Source organism: Streptomyces fulvorobeus, from assembly GCF_013167895.1.
Taxonomy (GTDB): domain Bacteria; phylum Actinomycetota; class Actinomycetes; order Streptomycetales; family Streptomycetaceae; genus Streptomyces; species Streptomyces fulvorobeus.
The window spans coordinates 3641057-3658529 of the sequence record NZ_BLWC01000001.1; the positions used below are offsets into that span (position 1 = coordinate 3641057).

The following is a 17473-nucleotide window of genomic DNA, read 5'->3' on the forward strand; positions in this document are numbered from 1 at the left end:
GACTCGTTTGGGGATTCTCTGTGGTCATTTCTGATTGATCCTTCGGGAGGGGTGCCACCGGGCCGGTGAAGGCTCACCACGTGCCCCCCGGGGTCGGGAAACCGGATGTGACCATCTTCTTCCGGCATCCGAATCGCCAGGAGAGCCGGACGGATAGGCTGAGTAGCCCGATCGAGGAAGCAGGGAACCGTGGACGCGCAAGGCCGTGGTCGGGGCGAGGCTGTCGACCCCGCTGACCAGTGGGTGCTCAACCCGGACACCGGCGACTACGAACTGCGACTGACGCCGACCGCAGAGCAACCGCCCGCCCCCGCCGCACCCGGCCGCTCCGCACGCCGCCGGCCGGCCGAAGGCGAGCGGGCCACGGTGCCCGGCCAGCGCGGCCGCCGACCGGACCCGCAGGCGTCCCGGCAGTCGCGCGGACGCTCCTCCCGCCAGACGGCCGAACAGCCGCCCGGCCGCCGCAGGCCCAAGCCGAAGGCCAGGAAGAAGAAGGCGCTGGCCTGGACCGGCGGGGTCACCGCGTTCCTGCTGGTGGCCGTCGGCGCCGGCGGCTACCTGCTCTACCAGCACTTCAACGGCAACCTCACCGCCGTGGCCGACGACGGCGCGGGCACCGGGGGCTTCAGCCAGGACCGGGCGATCAACGTCCTGGTGATCGGCACGGACAAGCGCACCGGCGCGGGCAACGAGGGATACGGCGACGCGGGCAGCGTCGGCCACGCCGACACCACGATCCTGCTGCACGTCTCCAAGGACCGCACCAACGCCACCGCGCTCAGCATCCCCCGCGACCTGATCACCGACATCCCGGTCTGCCCGACCACCCAGAGCGACGGCACGGTGAAGGACATCCCGGGCACGCCGGGCACCCGGTTCAACGAGAGCCTCGGGCAGTTCGACCGCACCCCCAGCTGCACCATGCGCACCATCACCGAGCTGACCGGCGTCAAGGTCGACCACTTCATGGTCGCGGACTTCAACGCCGTGAAGACGCTGACCACGGCGGTCGACGGCGTCGACGTCTGCCTGGCCAAGGACATCGACGACGACAAGTCCCACCTCAAACTGTCCCAGGGCGAGCACACGCTCGACGGCGAACAGGCGCTGGCCTTCCTGCGCACCCGCAAGTCCGTGGGGTTCGGCGGTGACCTGAGCCGCATCGAGATCCAGCAGCAGTTCCTCGGCTCGCTGATGCGGAAGCTGAAGTCCAACGAGACGCTCACCAGCCCCACGAAGATGTGGAAGCTCGCCGAGGCCGCGACGAAGGCGCTCACGGTCGACGAGCGGATCGACGACATCAACCAGCTCCGCAAGCTGGGCATGGAGCTGAGCTCCGTCGACGTCAAGAACATCACCTTCACGACGGTGCCGGTCGTCGACAACCCGGCCGAGACGGTCAAGGCCACGGTCGTCCTGGACAGGGCCAGGGCACCGCAGCTCTTCTCGATGATCCGCGAGGACATCTCCCTCACCGACGTCAAGAAGCAGAAGAAGGCGCAGGCGGAGGCGAAACTCAAGGGGCCCCGGGCCGCGTCGGCGGACGTACGGGTCGACGTCTACAACGGCGGTGCGCCGGCCGGGTCGGCGCAGGAGGCCATCGACTGGCTCCAGAACGCGCAGGGTGTCCTCCAGTCGAGCAACAGGGCCAACGCGCCGGAGAAGGTCGCGAAGACGCAGCTCGTCTACGGCCCCGACCAGGCGGATCAGGCCCGCCGGCTGGCCGACCTGATGGGCCTCTCGGTCTCCGCCCTGAAGCCGACGACGACGGACTCGGGCGGGACGGAACCGATGCGGCTGACCCTGGGCCCGGACTTCACGGCGGCGGGCACGCCGCTGACCCCGCCGTCCAAGACCCCGGAGGGCATCCAGCGCGTGGAAGCCGACAAGCCGGTCTGCGCGAAGTAGACGGCCCCCGGGGCCAACCCGAGCGGGCCGTAGGGACCGGGGCACCACGACACGGCCGGTCCGGCGCCTGAGGACGGGACCCCCGGACACGCCATGCTGAACCCATGGCCCGCTCCGACCTCGCCCACGCCCTCGCCGCCGCAGTCCGCGGAGAGGTGGACTTCGGTACGTCCGCCCGCGCCCTCACGACCATGGACGCCTCCAACTACCGCCGCGTCCCCCTCGGCACCGTCGCCCCGCGCGACGCCGACGACGTCGCGGCCGCCCTCGCCGTCTGCCGTGCCCACGGCGTCCCCGTCGTGCCGCGCGGCGGCGGAACCTCCATCGCGGGCCAGGCCACCGGCACCGGCGTCGTCCTCGACCTCACCCGCCACATGCGCTCCGTCCTGGAGCTGGACCCCCACACCCGTACCGCCGTCGTCCAGCCAGGCGTGATCCTCGACGACCTTCGCGCCGCCGCCGCCCCGCACGGACTGACCTTCGGCCCCGACCCGTCCACCCACAGCCGCTGCACCCTCGGCGGCATGATCGGCAACAACTCCTGCGGCTCGCACTCCGTCGCCTGGGGCACCACCGCCGACAACGTCCACGCCCTGTCCGTCATCCGCTACGGCGGCGAGGCGCTCAGGCTCGCGGCGGGGCGGACACCCTCCAGGGGCTTCCGGAGCTGATCGCCGCCCACCTCGTACCTCTGCGCACCCGCTTCCCCGACCTCCCCCGCCGCATCTCCGGCTACGCCCTGGACGCGCTGCTCCCCGAGCACGACCGGGGGACGGGGCTCGTCCGCGCCTACTGCGGCAGCGAAGGCACCCTCGCCGTGCTGACCGAGGCGACCGTACGACTCGTGGAGGCCCCGGAGGCCCGCGCACTCGCCGTCCTCGGATACGCCGACGAGCCGGCCGCCGCCGAAGCCGTACCCGGCCTCCTCCCCTACCGCCCCCTCACCGTCGAGGGCATGGCCGCCGACCTCGTACGCGAACCGGCCGGCCTGCCGCGCGGCGGGGCGTGGCTCTTCGTCGAGACCGGCGGCACCACCCCGGCCGAAGCACGGGCGCACGCCGAACGGATCGTGCGGGTGGCCCGCTCCGATGGCTCCCTCGGCACCACCGTCGTCACGGACGCCTCGGCCCGACGCGCCCTGTGGCGCATCCGCGAGGACGCGGCGGGCACCGCCACCCGGATGCCGGACGGCAGTGAGGCGTGGCCGGGCTGGGAGGACTGCGCCGTACCGCCCGCCCGCCTCGGCCCGTACCTGCGCGACTTCCGCGCCCTGCTCACCGCGCACGGACTGCGCGGCACGCCGTACGGCCACTTCGGTGAAGGCTGCATCCACGTGCGCGTCGACTTCGACCTGCTCAGCCCCCGGGGCGTGGCCGCGTTCCGCCGCTTCTCCGAGGAGCTGGCCGACCTCGTCGCCGGGCACGGCGGCTCGCTCAGCGGCGAGCACGGGGACGGGCAGGCCCGCGCGGAACTGCTCCCCCGTATGTACGGGGACGAGCTGGTCGGCGTGTTCGCCCGGTTCAAGGACCTCTGGGACCCGGACGGCGGGATGAACCCGGGCATCCTCGTCCGCCCCGCCCGACTCGACGAGAACCTCCGCTTCGACGTGCTGCCGAGCCGCCCGGTCGACGTGGCCTTCGGCTACCCGCACGACGGCGGTGACTTCTCGGCGGCCGTACGCCGCTGCGTCGGCGTCGCCAAGTGCCGTACGGCGGGGGCGGCGGGGGCGGACGTCATGTGCCCCTCGTTCCGGGCGACCGGGGAGGAGGCCCACTCCACCCGGGGCCGGGCCAGGCTGCTCCACGAGATGCTGGCCGGGGAGCTTGTCACGACCGGCTGGCGGTCGACGGAGGTCAGGGACGCGCTCGACCTCTGCCTGTCCTGCAAGGGCTGCCGGAGCGACTGCCCGGTGGGCGTGGACATGGCCACGTACAAGGCGGAGTTCCTGCACCACCACTACAGAGGGCGGCTGCGGCCCGCCGCGCACTACGCGCTGGGCCGGCTGCCCCGGTGGCTGCGCCTCGCGGCCCCGTTCGCGGGCGGGCTCAACGCGCTGGCCCGGATCGGTCCGCTCGCCGCTGTGGTGAAGCGCCTCGCCGGAATCGCACCGGAACGCGCCCTTCCGGTGCTGGCGCGGGAACGGTTCGGGCGGTGGGCCGCCGGGCGTGTCCCCCGGGGGGCGGTGACCGGGGCACACGATGAGGTGGTGGCGTTGTGGCCCGACACGTTCACCGAGCACCTCTCGCCGGAGGTGGGCCGGGCGGCGGTGCGCGTCCTGGAAGCGGCGGGCAAGACCGTCCTCCACCCGGAGCGCGGGGTGTGCTGCGGGCTCACCTATGTGTCGACGGGCCAGCTGGACGCGGCGAGGAAGGTCATGCGCCGCACCCTGGACCGGGTGGTCCCGGACACTCCGCTCGTCGTGCTCGAACCGAGCTGCGCCGCCACACTCCGTACGGACCTGCCGGAACTGCTCCCCGACGACCCGCGCGCCGCCGGACTCGCGGCGTCCGTGCGCACCTTCGCCCAGTACGTGGAGGAGTACGCGCCCGACTGGGTTCCGCCGCGCCTGGACCGCCCGGTCGCGGGCCAGACGCACTGCCACCAGCACGCGGTCCTCGGTGACGCGGCCGAACGCCGGCTACGGGAACGTGCCGGGCTGACAGGGGAGTTGAGCGGGGGCTGCTGCGGACTGGCCGGGAACTTCGGCTTCGAGCGCGGCCACTGGGAGGTGTCGGTCGCCTGTGCGGAGGAGCAACTGCTGCCGTCCGTACGGGCGGCAGCGCCCGGCACGGAACTCCTGGCCGACGGCTTCTCGTGCCGGACCCAGCTGGAGCAGTTGGCGGGCAGGCGGGCCAGGCACCTGGCGGAGGTGCTGGCGGAAGGGCTGGAGGCTTGAGTTTCCGGTCACTCCGGGTCACCTGCCCGCTGTGTGCCCCGGCCCAGCTCCTGCCAGGCCCTGAGCGGCGGGGTGGTGTACGGGCCGAGGCGGACCAGGCGTGGCCGATCCGCAGCGGCCTCTACGGTGAAGGGGTGAGCCGCAGGCGTTGAGTGCAGTATGTTGTATTGAGTGGTGCATCCCAATGCACTGATATCCCTCTCTGGAAGGCCGCCCCCGTGGACGTCCCGCGCAGTGCCGCAGAACCGGCCGCAGCAGTCGCCGTACCGGAAGCGGTGTCCGCGCTGCCCGGGCCCGGCGGGAAGAGCGGCCGGGGAGTGGCGCTCGGCCCGGTCGCCCTGGTGGTCGCCGGGGGTCTTTCCGTGCAGTTCGGCGCGGCGATCGCGGCCCTGCTGATGCCCAGGGCGGGCGCTCTCGGTGTCGTCACCCTCCGGCTCGTCGCCGCGGCCGTCGTCCTGCTGCTCGTGTGCCGGCCCAGGCTGCGCGGCCACTCGCGGGCGGACTGGGGGACCGTCCTCGCGTTCGGCACGGTGATGGGCGGCATGAACATCCTCTTCTACCAGTCGATCGAGCGGATTCCGCTGGGCGTCGCGGTCACCCTGGAGGTGCTGGGCCCGCTCGCCCTCTCGGTGATCGTCTCGCGCCGCCTGGTCAACCTGGTCTGGGCGGCCCTCGCGGTCGCCGGGGTCTTCCTGCTCGGTGGCGGCGGACTCGGCGGGCTGGACCCGCTGGGCGCGGCGTACGCCCTCGGCGCGGGTGTGCTGTGGGCGCTCTACATCGTGTTCAGCGCCCGCACCGGCCGCCGTTTCCCGCAGGCGGACGGGCTGGCCCTGGCGATGGTCGTGGCCGCCGCCCTCTCGCTGCCCCTGGGCGTCTGGGACGCCGGTTCCGCACTTCTGGTCCCGTCCACGGTCGCGCTGGGCGCCGCGGTCGCCCTGCTGAGCTCGGTCCTCCCGTACACCCTCGAACTCATCGCCCTGCGCCGCCTCCCTGCCTCCACCTTCGCGGTCCTGATGAGCCTGGAACCGGCCATCGCGGCGACCGCGGGCTTCCTCGTCCTCGACCAGGCCCTGTCGACCACCGACGCCCTGGCCATCGCCCTGGTCATCGGCGCGAGCATGGGCGCGGTACGCAGCCAGACGGGCGACGGCCGCCGCAAGGCGGACGCCTGACGGGAGAGGGGCCGGCCCGGCTCACGCGTCCACGGGGGAGCGGGCCTTCGCGGGCTGACCGTTCCCGCCATAATCATGCAAGCATGCTTGCTTGTTTATCGGCCCGCTGCCATGCTCCTGGGCACACCGCCACGCCCCGAGGGAGTGCACCGTGTCCGACGCCGCAGCCGTGCCCGTGCTCGACGATCTGCGCGGCCCGCTGACGGGGCCGGGGCGGCCGGGGGGCCCGCTCAGGATCGGCAACGCGTCCGGGTTCTACGGTGACCGCTTCGACGCCGTGCGCGAGATGCTCACCGATGGCCCGCTCGACGTCCTGACCGGTGACTACCTCGCCGAGCTCACCATGCTGATCCTGGCCCGCAGCCGCTTCGAGAACCCGGGGCGCGGATACGCCGCCACCTTCCTGCGGCAGCTGGAGGAAGGGCTCGGGCTCGCGCACGAGCGGGGAGTGCGGATCGTCGCCAACGCCGGGGGGCTCAACCCGGCCGGACTGGCCGCCGCGATCAGGGAGCTGGCCGCCGAGGTGGGTGTGCCGGTACGTGTCGCCCACGTCGAGGGCGACAGCCTGCCCGTACCGGAGGGGTTCCTCGCCGCCAACGCCTACCTCGGCGGCGCCGGGATCGCCGCGTGCCTGCGGGACGGAGCCGACGTCGTCGTCACTGGGCGGGTCACCGACGCCGCCCTCGTCACCGGACCCGCCGCCGCCCACTTCGGCTGGGGGCCCGAGGACCACGACGCCCTCGCCGGGGCCGTGGTCGCCGGGCACGTACTGGAGTGCGGGACCCAGGCGACCGGGGGCAACTACGCGTTCTTCGGCGACCACGACGTCCGCAGACCCGGCTTCCCGCTCGCCGAGATCCACACCGACGGATCGTGCGTCATCACCAAGCACGACGGTACGGGCGGTGTCGTGGACGTCGGCACGGTGACCGCGCAGCTGCTGTACGAGACGGACGGCGCGCGGTACGCGGGTCCCGACGTGACCGCCCGGCTCGACACCGTACGGCTGACGCGGGACGGGCCGGACCGGGTCCGGATCTCCGGGGTGCGCGGCGAGGCCCCGCCGCCCACGCTCAAGGCGGGGCTCGTACGGCTCGGCGGGTGGCGCAACGAGGTCGTCTTCGTCCTCACCGGCCTCGACGTCGAGGCGAAGGCGCGGCTCGTACGCGAACAGCTCGACGACGCGTTCGACCGGTCCGGCAGGCGCCCCGCCGAGGTGCGGTGGGAGCTGGCCCGCACGGACCACGCCGACGCGGACAGCGAGGAGACGGCCAGTGCCCTCCTGCGGCTCGTCGTCCGCGACCAGGACGCCGAGGTGGCCGGCCGGGCCGTGTCGGGGGCCGCAGTCGAGCTGGCCCTCGGCAGCTACCCCGGCTTCCACGTCACCGCCCCGCCCGGCAGGGGCGCGCCCTACGGGGTGTTCGAGGCCGCCTCCGTGCCCGCCGCCGAGGTGGAACACCTGGCCGTCCTGGCCGGCGGGCGCCGGGTGCGGGTGCCCGCACCCGGGAGGACCCGGGTGCTCACCCCGGTCGCGGAGCCCGCACTGCCTCCCCCGCTCTCCGCACAGGCGACCCGCCGCGTCCCGCTCGGCAGGATCGCCGGGGCCCGCAGCGGCGACAAGGGCGGCGACGCCAACGTGGGGGTGTGGGTGCGCGACGACGACGCCTGGCGCTGGCTGGCCCACGAGCTGACCGTCGGGCGCTTCAAGGAGCTGCTGCCGGAGACCGGGCCGCTCACCGTCGTCCGCCACGTCCTGCCCCGGCTGCGCGCCCTGAACTTCGTCGTATACGGGCTCCTGGGTGAGGGCGTCGCCGCGCAGGCCCGGTTCGACCCGCAGGCCAAGGCGCTGGGGGAGTGGCTGCGGTCCCGGTGCCTGCCCGTCCCCGTGTCACTGCTGGACCCCACGGAGGTGAACGGATGACCGTCCTGCCCACCGCCCTCGACACCACCGGCCCCGAGTACGCCGCGAACCGCGAGGCCATGCTCGCGAAACTCGCCGAGCTCGGCGCCGAGCACGCCAAGGCGCTCGCGGGCGGCGGCGAGAAGTACGTGGCCCGCCACCGCGAGCGCGGCAAGCTCCTGGCCCGGGAGCGGATCGAGCTCCTGGTGGACCCGGACACCCCGTTCCTGGAGCTGTCGCCGCTCGCCGCCTGGGGCAGTGGCCACGCGGTCGGTGCCTCGCTCGTCACCGGGATCGGGGTGGTGGAGGGCGTCGAGTGCCTGATCACCGCCAACGACCCGACCGTGCGCGGTGGTGCCTCCAACCCCTGGACGCTCAAGAAGGCCCTGCGGGCCAACGAGATCGCCCTCGCCAACCGGCTGCCGTGCGTCAGCCTCGTCGAGTCGGGGGGCGCGGACCTGCCCTCGCAGAAGGAGGTCTTCATCCCGGGCGGGGCGCTGTTCCGTGACCTCACGCGGCTCTCGGCCGCCGGTGTCCCGACCGTCGCCGTCGTCTTCGGGAACTCGACCGCCGGAGGCGCGTACGTCCCCGGCATGTCCGACCACACCGTGATGATCAAGGAGCGGTCGAAGGTCTTCCTCGGCGGACCGCCGCTGGTGAAGATGGCGACCGGCGAGGAGAGCGACGACGAGTCGCTCGGCGGCGCCGAGATGCACGCCCGTACGTCCGGCCTCGCCGACCACTACGCCGTCGACGAGCAGGACGCGCTCCGGCAGGCCCGGCGTATCGTCGCCCGCCTCAACTGGCGCAAGGCACACGCCGATCCGGGACCGGCCGCGCCACCCGTGTACGACGAGGACGAGCTCGTCGGCATCGTGCCGGGGGACCTGAAGATCCCCTTCGACCCGCGCGAGGTCATCGCCCGGCTGGTCGACGGCTCCGACTTCGACGCGTTCAAACCGCTGTACGGGACCAGCCTGGTGACAGGGTGGGCCCGGCTGCACGGCTATCCGGCCGGCATCCTCGCCAACGCGCGGGGCGTGCTGTTCAGCGAGGAGTCGCAGAAGGCCGCCCAGTTCATCCAGCTCGCCAACCAGCGCGACATCCCGCTGGTCTTCCTGCACAACACCACCGGCTACATGGTCGGCAAGGAGTACGAGCAGGGTGGCATCATCAAGCACGGCGCGATGATGATCAACGCGGTGTCGAACTCCCGGGTGCCGCATCTGTCGGTGCTCATGGGGGCCTCGTACGGCGCCGGGCACTACGGCATGTGCGGGCGGGCCTACGACCCGCGCTTCCTGTTCGCCTGGCCGAGCGGCAAGTCCGCCGTGATGGGGCCGCAGCAGCTCGCGGGCGTGCTCTCGCTCGTCGCACGCGCCTCGTCCGCCGCCAGGGGGCTGCCGTACGACGACGCGGCTGCCGAGGCCGACGCCGGGCTGCGCGCCATGGTGGAGCAGCAGATCGAGTCGGAGTCCCTGCCGATGTTCCTGTCCGGGCGGCTGTACGACGACGGGGTCATCGACCCGCGCGACACCAGGACCGTCCTCGGGATGTGCCTGTCCGCGATCCACACGGCACCGGTCGAGGGCGCCCGCGGCGGCTTCGGCGTCTTCCGGATGTGAGGAGAGACGTGATCACCACCCTGCTGGTCGCCAACCGGGGCGAGATCGCCTGCCGGATCTTCCGCACCTGCCGTGAGCTGGGCATCTCCACCGTCGCCGTCTACTCGGACGCGGACGCCGACGCGCTCCACGTACGGCAGGCGGACACCGCCGTACGTCTGCCGGGGGCCGCCCCTGCCGACACGTATCTGCGCGGCGATCTCGTCGTGGCCGCCGCTCTCGCGGCGGGCGCCGACGCCGTGCACCCCGGGTACGGCTTCCTCTCCGAGAACGCCGGATTCGCCGCCGCCGTGCTGGACGCCGGGCTGGTCTGGGTGGGGCCACCGGTCGGGGCCATCGAGCAGATGGCGTCCAAGACCCGGGCCAAGGAACTCATGGCGGCGGCCGGCGTGCCGCTCCTCGCCCCCGTGGACCCGGCCACCGCCACCGCCGCCGATCTGCCCCTGCTGCTCAAGGCGGCGGCGGGCGGCGGCGGGCGGGGCATGCGGATCGTACGCGAACTGGGCTCACTGGAAGGCGAGTTGACGGCCGCCTCGGCGGAGGCCGCCGCCGCGTTCGGGGACGGCGAGGTCTTCGCCGAGCCGTACGTCGAACGGGGCCGGCACATCGAGGTCCAGATCATGGCCGACAGCCACGGGGCCGTGTGGGTGCTCGGCACCCGGGACTGCTCGCTCCAGCGCCGCCACCAGAAGGTGATCGAGGAGGCCCCCGCGCCCGGACTCGACGACGCGCTCAGGACCCGGCTGCACGAAGCCGCCGCCACCGCCGCGCGGACTGTCGGCTATCTGGGGGCGGGCACCGTCGAGTTCCTCGTATCGGCCGGAGGCCATCCGTACTTCCTGGAGATGAACACCCGCCTCCAGGTCGAACACCCCGTGACGGAAGCCGTGTACGGGCTCGACCTGGTCGCCCTGCAACTGCGCACCGCCGAAGGTGAGCCGCTGCCGCCGGGCGGCCCCCGCAGCCGCGTGGCCACGCGGTCGAGGCCCGCCTCTACGCCGAGGACCCGGCCCGCGACTGGCAGCCGCAGACCGGAGCACTGCTCGCACTCGACGTGCCACGGGAACCCGGGCTGCGCCTGGACACCGGATACACCGCCGGCGACACGGTCGGCGTGCACTACGACCCCATGCTCGCCAAGGTCATCGCCCACGCCCCCACCCGCACCGAAGCCGTACGCCACCTCGCCCGTGCCCTGGAGCGCGCCCGCGTCCACGGGCCCGCCACCAACCGCGAATTCCTCGTACGGTCGCTGCGCCACCCGGACTTCGCCGCCGCCCGCCTGGACACCGGCTTCTACGACCGCCACCTGGACACCCTCACCCGGCCCCGGGGGGACCTCGGACTCGCCGCCCTCGCCGCGGCACTCGCGGACGGGGCGGCCCGCCGCACCCGGGGCGCGGGCCCCGGCCCCGCCCGCTTCGGCGCCTGGCGCAACCTCCCCTCGCAGCCGCAGACCAAGCGGTACCGCAGCGAACCCGACGGCGCCGCGGCGGAAGCCGCCTACCGGACCACCCGCACCGGCCCCGTCCCGGCCGGCGGGGCCGCCGGCGTACGGGTCATCGCCGCCCGCCCGGGGCGCGTCACGCTCGAAACCGGCGGAGTCACCCGGCACTACACCGTCACCACCCACCAGGACCGGGTGTACGTCGACACCGCCACCGGCTCCTTCACCCTCACCGCCCTGCCCCGCTTCACCGATCCCGCCGAGCGCACGGGCCCCGGCTCGCTGCTCGCGCCCATGCCCGGCACCGTCGTCCGCCTCGCGGACGGGCTCGCGCCCGGCTCGGCCGTCGAGGCCGGGCAGCCGCTGATCTGGCTGGAGGCCATGAAGATGGAGCACCGCATCCTCGCCCCCGCGTCCGGAACCCTCACCGCGCTCCACACCGCCCCGGCCACCAGGTCGTGGTCGGCGCCCTGCTGGCCGTCGTCACCGCACCCGCAGCCCCGGAGGAGAACGTATGAGCACCGTCCTGGAGACCGAAGAGCACAAGGCCCTGCGCGCCGCGGTGGCCGCCCTCGGCAGACGCTACGGCCGCGACTACCTGAGCGCCCTCGTGCGCGAGGGCGCTCACCCCCGTGAACTGTGGGCCGAGGCCGCCGGGCTCGGCTACCTCGGGGTCAACCTCCCCGAGGAGTACGGCGGCGGGGGCGGCGGCATGGCCGAACTCTCCATCGTCCTCGAAGAGCTGGGCGCGGCCGGCTCGCCGCTGCTCATGATGATCGTCTCCCCGGCCATCTGCGGCACCGTCATCGCCCGCTTCGGTACCGGGGCCCAGAAACGGCGGTGGCTCCCCGGGCTCGCCGACGGCAGCGTCACCATGGCCTTCGCCATCACCGAACCCGACGCCGGGTCCAACTCGCACCGGATCACCACCACCGCCCGCAAGGACGGCGAGGACTGGGTGCTCACCGGGCGCAAGGTGTTCGTCTCCGGCGTCGACATCGCCGAGGCCACGCTCGTCGTCGGCCGCACCGAGGACGCCCGGTCCGGCAGGCTCAAGCCCTGCCTCTTCATCGTGCCGCGCGACGCCCCCGGCTTCTGGCGCTCGCGGATCGAGATGGAACTCCAGGCGCCGGAGAAGCAGTTCGAGCTGGTACTCGACGACGTGAGGCTGCCCGCCGACGCTCTCGTGGGCGACGAGGACGCGGGGCTGCTCCAGCTCTTCGCCGGGCTCAACCCCGAGCGCATCATGACCGCCGCCTTCGCCCTGGGCATGGGCACGTACGCGATCGCCCGCGCCGTCGAATACGCCCGCACCCGGCAGGTGTGGAAGGACCCCATCGGCGCCCACCAGGCCATCGCCCACCCGCTCGCCCAGTCGCACATCGAGCTGGAGCTGGCCCGGCTGATGATGCAGAAGGCGGCACGGCTCTACGACGAGGGCGACGACACGGGCGCGGGCGAGGCCGCGAACATGGCGAAGTACGCCGCCGCCGAAGCCTGCGTGCGCGCCGTCGACCAGGCCGTACACACCCTCGGCGGCAACGGCCTCACCCGCGAGTACGGCCTCGCCTCGCTCGTCACCGCCGCCCGCGTCGCCCGGATCGCACCCGTCAGCCGCGAGATGATCCTCAACTACGTCTCGCACCAGTCACTGGGACTTCCCAGGTCGTACTGACGGAGCCGGTGACGGCGCCCGTACCCGACCTGCCCGGCCCCACCGCCCCCGAAGAGGAGAGCACCGCATGACCCTCGCCGCTCCGACGCACGACCGGGGCATCACCACCCTCGCCCTCGACTCGCCGGCGAACCGCAACGCGCTCTCCGCGCGGCTCGTCGGCGCGCTCGGCGAGGCCCTCGACGCGTGCGCGGCCGACACCGCCGTACGGGCGGTCGTCCTCACCCACACCGGCACCACGTTCTGCGCCGGGGCGGACCTGACGGCACCGCCCGACCCGGCCGCGTTCGTCGCGCTGATGCGCCGGATCGTCACCCTGCCCCAACCGGTCGTGGCCCGGGTCACCGGCCACGTCCGGGCGGGCGGACTCGGCCTGCTGAGCGCCTGCGACATCTCGGTGGCCGGGCCCGGCGCCTCCTTCGCCCTCACCGAGTCACGCCTCGGCCTCGCCCCGGCCGTCGTCTCGATACCGCTGCTGGCCCGCATGGACCCCGCGGCCGCCGCCCGCTACTTCCTCACCGGCGAACGCTTCGACGCGGCCGAAGCCACCCGCACCGGCCTCCTCACCCTGGCGGCGGACGACGTGGACAAGGCACTCGAACCGGTACTGGACGGACTGCGCCGGGCCTCCCCGCAAGGGCTGAAGGCATCCAAGGAGCTGGTCACGGCTACTGTGCTGGAGGATTTCGACCAGCACGCCGAAGACCTCATCGCCCGCTCGGCAGCCCTCTTCACCTCCGCCGAGGCCCGGGAGGGGATGACGGCCTTCCTCGAACGACGGGACCCCGCATGGGTGTTGTGACACCCCCGAAGACACCGAAGCAGGACCGCAGCCGCGCCACCCGCCTGCGCCTCCTGGAAGCCGCGGTCGCCTGCCTCGCCGAACACGGCTGGGCGGGCTCCACCGTCTCCGTCGTCGCCGAACGCGCGGGGGTGTCGCGCGGCGCGGCCCAGCACCACTTCCCGACCCGCGAGGACCTGTTCACCGCGGCCGTCGAGTACGTCGCCGAGGAACGCTCCGCCGCCCTGCGCGCCCTGCCCGTCCAGGCCCGCGCGGAGGTCGTCGGCGCCCTGGTCGGCCTCTACACCGGACCGCTCTTCCGCGCGGCCCTCCAGCTCTGGGTCGCCGCCTCCAACGAGGAGCAGCTGCGGCCCCGCGTGACGGAGCTCGAAGCCCGCGTCGGCCGCGAGACCCACCGCATCGCCGTGGAGCTCCTCGGCGCCGACGAGGAGAGACCGGGCGTACGCGAGACGGTCCAGGGACTCCTGGACATGGCCCGCGGTCTCGGCCTCGCCAACCTGCTCACCGACGACGCGGCACGCCGCCGCAGGGTCGTCACCCAGTGGGCGGCCCTGCTGGACGGCGTACTGGACTGACGGGCCCCCTCGCGGCGGCCCGCGTCAGTTCCCCAGATCGGCGATCTGCTCGAACCCGCCGATCTCACGCGGATCACGCGAGCCCGGACCGATGTACGTCGCGGACGGCCGCACCAGCCGGCCCGTGCGCTTCTGCTCCAGGATGTGCGCCGACCAGCCCGCCGTACGGGCACAGGTGAACATCGACGTGAACATGTGCGCCGGAACCTCCGCGAAGTCCAGCACGATCGCCGCCCAGAACTCCACGTTCGTCGCCAGCACCCGGTCGGGGCGCCGCGCGTGCAGCTCCTCGAGCGCGGCCTTCTCCAGCGCCTCGGCGACCTCGAAGCGCGGCGCGGCCAGCTCCCGCGCCGTACGCCGCAGGACGCGGGCCCGCGGGTCCTCCGCCCGGTACACGCGGTGGCCGAAGCCCATCAGCCGCTCACCCTTGTCCAGGGCCTGCTTCACGTACGCCGAGGCGTCACCGGTCCGCTCGATCTCCTCGATCATGCCGAGGACCCGGGACGGGGCACCGCCGTGCAGCGGACCCGACATCGCGCCGACCGCGCCGGACAGCGCCGCCGCCACGTCGGCGCCGGTGGAGGCGATGACGCGGGCGGTGAAGGTGGAGGCGTTCATGCCGTGCTCGGCGGCCGAGGTCCAGTAGGCGTCGACGGCCTTGACGTGCTTGGGGTCCGGCTCACCGCGCCAGCGGATCATGAAGCGCTCGACGACGGACTCCGCCTTGTCGATCTCGCTCTGCGGCACCATGGCGTGCCCCTGCCCGCGCGCGGACTGGGCGACGTACGACAGGGCCATCACGGCGGCCCGCGCCAGATCGTCGCGCGCGGTCCTCTCGTCGATGTCCAGCAGCGGTTTGAGACCCCACACGGGCGCGAGCATCGCCAGGGCGGACTGCACGTCCACCCTGATGTCGCCGGAGTGCACGGGGATCGGGAACGGCTCGGCGGGCGGCAGCCCCGGGTTGAAGGCCCCGTCCACCAGCAGGCCCCAGACGTTGCCGAAGGAGACCTTCCCGACGAGGTCCTCGATGTCGACCCCGCGGTAGCGGAGCGAGCCGCCCTCCTTGTCCGGTTCGGCGATCTCCGTTTCGAACGCGACGACTCCCTCGAGTCCGGGTACGAAGGCGGACATGGGGCGGCTCCCTCAGTCAGTTCGGCGGATGGTTCCGGAACGTCGGCTGTGCGAAGGCCACAGGGGCCTGCCCCAAGATATTGGCGGGTTCCCACGACGCGGGGAAGCGTGACATCCGGCACAGGGTCCCATTTCCCCGTCGGGGGGTTGCGGCCCCTCCCCGCCGGGCACACTCCGCCTCTGCGGCAGGATGGCCCCGTGCCCACCCCAGACTCCGCACCTTCCTCCGCTCGCACCCCTCGCACCCCTCGCTACGACCGCACCACCGATCCGGCCGTGATGCGCGAGCACTACCGCTCCGAGGACTTCGTCGAGAAGGACCTCGCCGCCGACCCGATGGACCAGTTCGCCCAGTGGTTCAGCCAGGTCGCGGCGGGCGGTGTGCTCCACGAGCCGAACGCGATGGTGGTCTCCACGGCCACACCCGAGGGCCGCCCGTCCTCCCGGACCGTGCTGCTCAAGCAGTACGACGGCCGGGGCTTCGTCTTCTTCACGAACTACGGCTCCCGCAAGGGCCACGAGCTGGCCGCCAACCCGTACGTCTCGCTGCTCTTCCCCTGGCACCCGATGGCCCGCCAGGTCATCGTCACCGGCAGCGCGGCCCGGGTGAGCCGCCAGGAGACGGTCGCCTACTTCCGCACCCGCCCGCACGGCTCCCAGCTGGGCGCCTGGGCGAGCGAGCAGTCGACGGTGATCGGCTCACGCGCGGAACTCGTCGCCCGCTACGAGGAACTGGCCGCCCGCCACCCGGAGGGCGAGAAGGTCCCGGTGCCCCCGCACTGGGGCGGCTTCCGCGTCGTACCGGACTCGATCGAGTTCTGGCAGGGCCACGCGAACCGTCTCCACGACCGCCTGCGCTACACCCGCTCCCCCGAGAACCCGGCCGGCTGGCACGTCGAACGCCTCTGCCCGTAGACCCGCCGGAACGTCACCGGCCCGGACACGCGGAAACCCGCAGGCCCTGGTTCCTCCTCGCGGAGGAGCCGGCCGGATCTACCGGCGAGCCTGCGGGTCGGTGACTGCGTGGTTCTCGGCAGACAGCCTGCCGGGGTGCACAGTGTGCGACGACGGGCTGTCAGCCCGCAGTCACCTCACGAATCCGATAAGACTGCACTTTTCGGATCACCTCCTTTCGACGTGTACCTCCACCGTAGGAACCTCTCCGCCCCCGCACAACCGAATAACCGCATCGGATCGGCTCCCGGATTCCCGGGAAGGGGACGTGTTCCGGGTCACGTTTCCAGTTGAACGGTGGTGACGTGCGGCAATGGCGGACGGCTCGCGTCCGGACGCGGTGTACGCGGAGACGGTGGCCGCGAGGGTCGCCGCGGCCCTGGACCTGGCCGGGCCGCTCCGCGGGTGACGGCCCGTCCGGACCGCCGGGTGTCCGTGCCGCCCGGTAGCGGCAGAAGTCAGTGGCGGTAGAAGATCCGGTCCGCGTACTCCTTCATCACGCGCCCGTTCCACTCGTGCCCGCCGTCGACGTTGCCCGAGCGCAGCAGCGGCGGCTCGATGCCCCGGGCCACCAGCTCCTGCGCGGCGGCGGCCGTCATCGCCTGCATCACCGCGCTGGTGACCACGGTCGAGGCGGGGGCGAACGGGGCCCCGACGCCCGCAGCCGTCAGCTCCGCGTCGCCGACCGGGATCTTGCTGTCGATGACGATGTCGCAGTGGTCGCGCAGGAATCCGCCCGACGCGTGCCGGGACCTGGTCTCCGTGGCGTACGCGACGGAGGTGACCCCGATGACCGTCAGGCCGAGCGCGCGCGCGTTCTGGGCCATCTCGACGGGCAGCGCGTTGCGCCCGGAGAGCGAGATGATCACGAGGAGGTCGCCCGAGGCCGCGGGGCTGGAGTCCAGCACCGCCCCGGCCAGCCCGTCCACCCGCTCCAGCGCGGAGCCCAGCGTGGCCGGCATGACGTCCACACCCACCGTGCCGGGTACCGCGAGCAGGTTCATCAGAGCGAGGCCGCCCGCCCGGTACACCACGTCCTGCGCGGCGAGCGACGAGTGTCCGGCACCGAACGCGAAGAGCCGGCCGCCCGAGGCGACGGTGTCGGCGATCGCGGCGCCGGCGGCGGCGATGCTCGCTGCCTCCTCGTCCCGCACGCGCTCCAGCAGGCCGATCGCCGCGTCGAAGAACCGACCGGCCGGCGTGGTGTCGCTCATCGAGGAGGGCCTTTCAGCGGGAGGGAGTGTCCGTGCCGCCGATCACGTTGCGGTCCGGACCAGTGGCCTGTCAATACCGTGAAGGGCCCCGCGCAGCACGCTGCTGCGCCGGGGCGGCACGGTTGTCGGCGGGATGCGTCAGAATTGATGCAGGGCCATCGCACGACGACT

General features: G+C 73.2%; 10 protein-coding genes and 2 pseudogenes. 10 read left to right on the plus strand and 2 right to left on the minus strand.

Annotated features, from left to right (window positions below; genetic code table 11):
* The first annotated feature begins 189 nt into the window (after positions 1 to 189).
* The 9 genes and pseudogenes from Sfulv_RS16570 to Sfulv_RS16610 all read left to right on the plus strand — a co-directional run bounded on the left by Sfulv_RS16570 (position 190) and on the right by Sfulv_RS16610 (position 14000).
* Positions 190 to 1908, plus strand: a complete 1719-nt coding sequence (locus tag Sfulv_RS16570) for an LCP family protein (protein WP_173314709.1) — start codon at positions 190 to 192, stop codon at positions 1906 to 1908.
* Between the two features lie 104 nt (positions 1909 to 2012).
* Positions 2013 to 4804, plus strand: a pseudogene (locus tag Sfulv_RS16575) (FAD-binding and (Fe-S)-binding domain-containing protein).
* 218 nt (positions 4805 to 5022) lie between these two features.
* On the plus strand, positions 5023 to 5976 hold the full coding sequence (locus Sfulv_RS16580; protein ID WP_173314712.1) for an EamA family transporter: 954 nt from the start codon (positions 5023 to 5025) through the stop codon (positions 5974 to 5976).
* Positions 5977 to 6175: 199 nt separating this feature from the next.
* Positions 6176 to 7897 (plus strand): acyclic terpene utilization AtuA family protein, encoded by a 1722-nt coding sequence (locus Sfulv_RS16585; RefSeq protein ID WP_173317925.1) that lies wholly within the window; start codon positions 6176 to 6178, stop codon positions 7895 to 7897.
* A complete protein-coding gene (locus tag Sfulv_RS16590) occupies positions 7894 to 9501 on the plus strand; it encodes an acyl-CoA carboxylase subunit beta (protein WP_173314715.1) in 1608 nt (535 codons plus the stop codon). Before Sfulv_RS16585 ends, Sfulv_RS16590 begins: the two co-directional genes overlap by 4 nt.
* Before the next feature lie 8 nt (positions 9502 to 9509).
* Positions 9510 to 11466: pseudogene (locus tag Sfulv_RS16595) on the plus strand (acetyl/propionyl/methylcrotonyl-CoA carboxylase subunit alpha).
* A complete protein-coding gene (locus tag Sfulv_RS16600; RefSeq protein WP_173314718.1) occupies positions 11463 to 12623 on the plus strand; it encodes an acyl-CoA dehydrogenase family protein in 1161 nt (386 codons plus the stop codon). The pseudogene Sfulv_RS16595 and the gene Sfulv_RS16600 overlap by 4 nt, the downstream one beginning before the upstream one ends.
* A 67-nt stretch (positions 12624 to 12690) precedes the next feature.
* Positions 12691 to 13425: an enoyl-CoA hydratase family protein gene (locus Sfulv_RS16605; protein ID WP_173314722.1), complete on the plus strand. Its 735-nt coding sequence runs from the start codon at positions 12691 to 12693 to the stop codon at positions 13423 to 13425.
* Positions 13413 to 14000 carry a TetR/AcrR family transcriptional regulator gene (locus Sfulv_RS16610; RefSeq protein ID WP_173314725.1) on the plus strand — a complete coding sequence of 196 codons (588 nt, stop codon included), beginning with the start codon at positions 13413 to 13415 and terminating at the stop codon, positions 13998 to 14000. Before Sfulv_RS16605 ends, Sfulv_RS16610 begins: the two co-directional genes overlap by 13 nt.
* Positions 14001 to 14024: 24 nt before the next feature.
* Here the strand turns inward: Sfulv_RS16610 and Sfulv_RS16615 are convergent, their stop codons facing one another.
* Positions 14025 to 15134 carry a citrate synthase 2 gene (locus tag Sfulv_RS16615; RefSeq protein WP_173314728.1) on the minus strand — a complete coding sequence of 370 codons (1110 nt, stop codon included), beginning with the start codon at positions 15132 to 15134 and terminating at the stop codon, positions 14025 to 14027.
* 279 nt (positions 15135 to 15413) lie between these two features.
* Here Sfulv_RS16615 and pdxH point away from each other — a divergent pair, with 279 nt between their 5' ends.
* Positions 15414 to 16049 (plus strand): pyridoxamine 5'-phosphate oxidase, encoded by a 636-nt coding sequence (pdxH, locus tag Sfulv_RS16620; protein WP_173317927.1) that lies wholly within the window; start codon positions 15414 to 15416, stop codon positions 16047 to 16049.
* Between the two features lie 497 nt (positions 16050 to 16546).
* Here pdxH and Sfulv_RS16625 read toward each other — a convergent pair whose 3' ends face one another.
* A complete protein-coding gene (locus Sfulv_RS16625) occupies positions 16547 to 17302 on the minus strand; it encodes an SIS domain-containing protein (RefSeq protein WP_173314731.1) in 756 nt (251 codons plus the stop codon).
* Positions 17303 to 17473 lie beyond the last annotated feature (171 nt).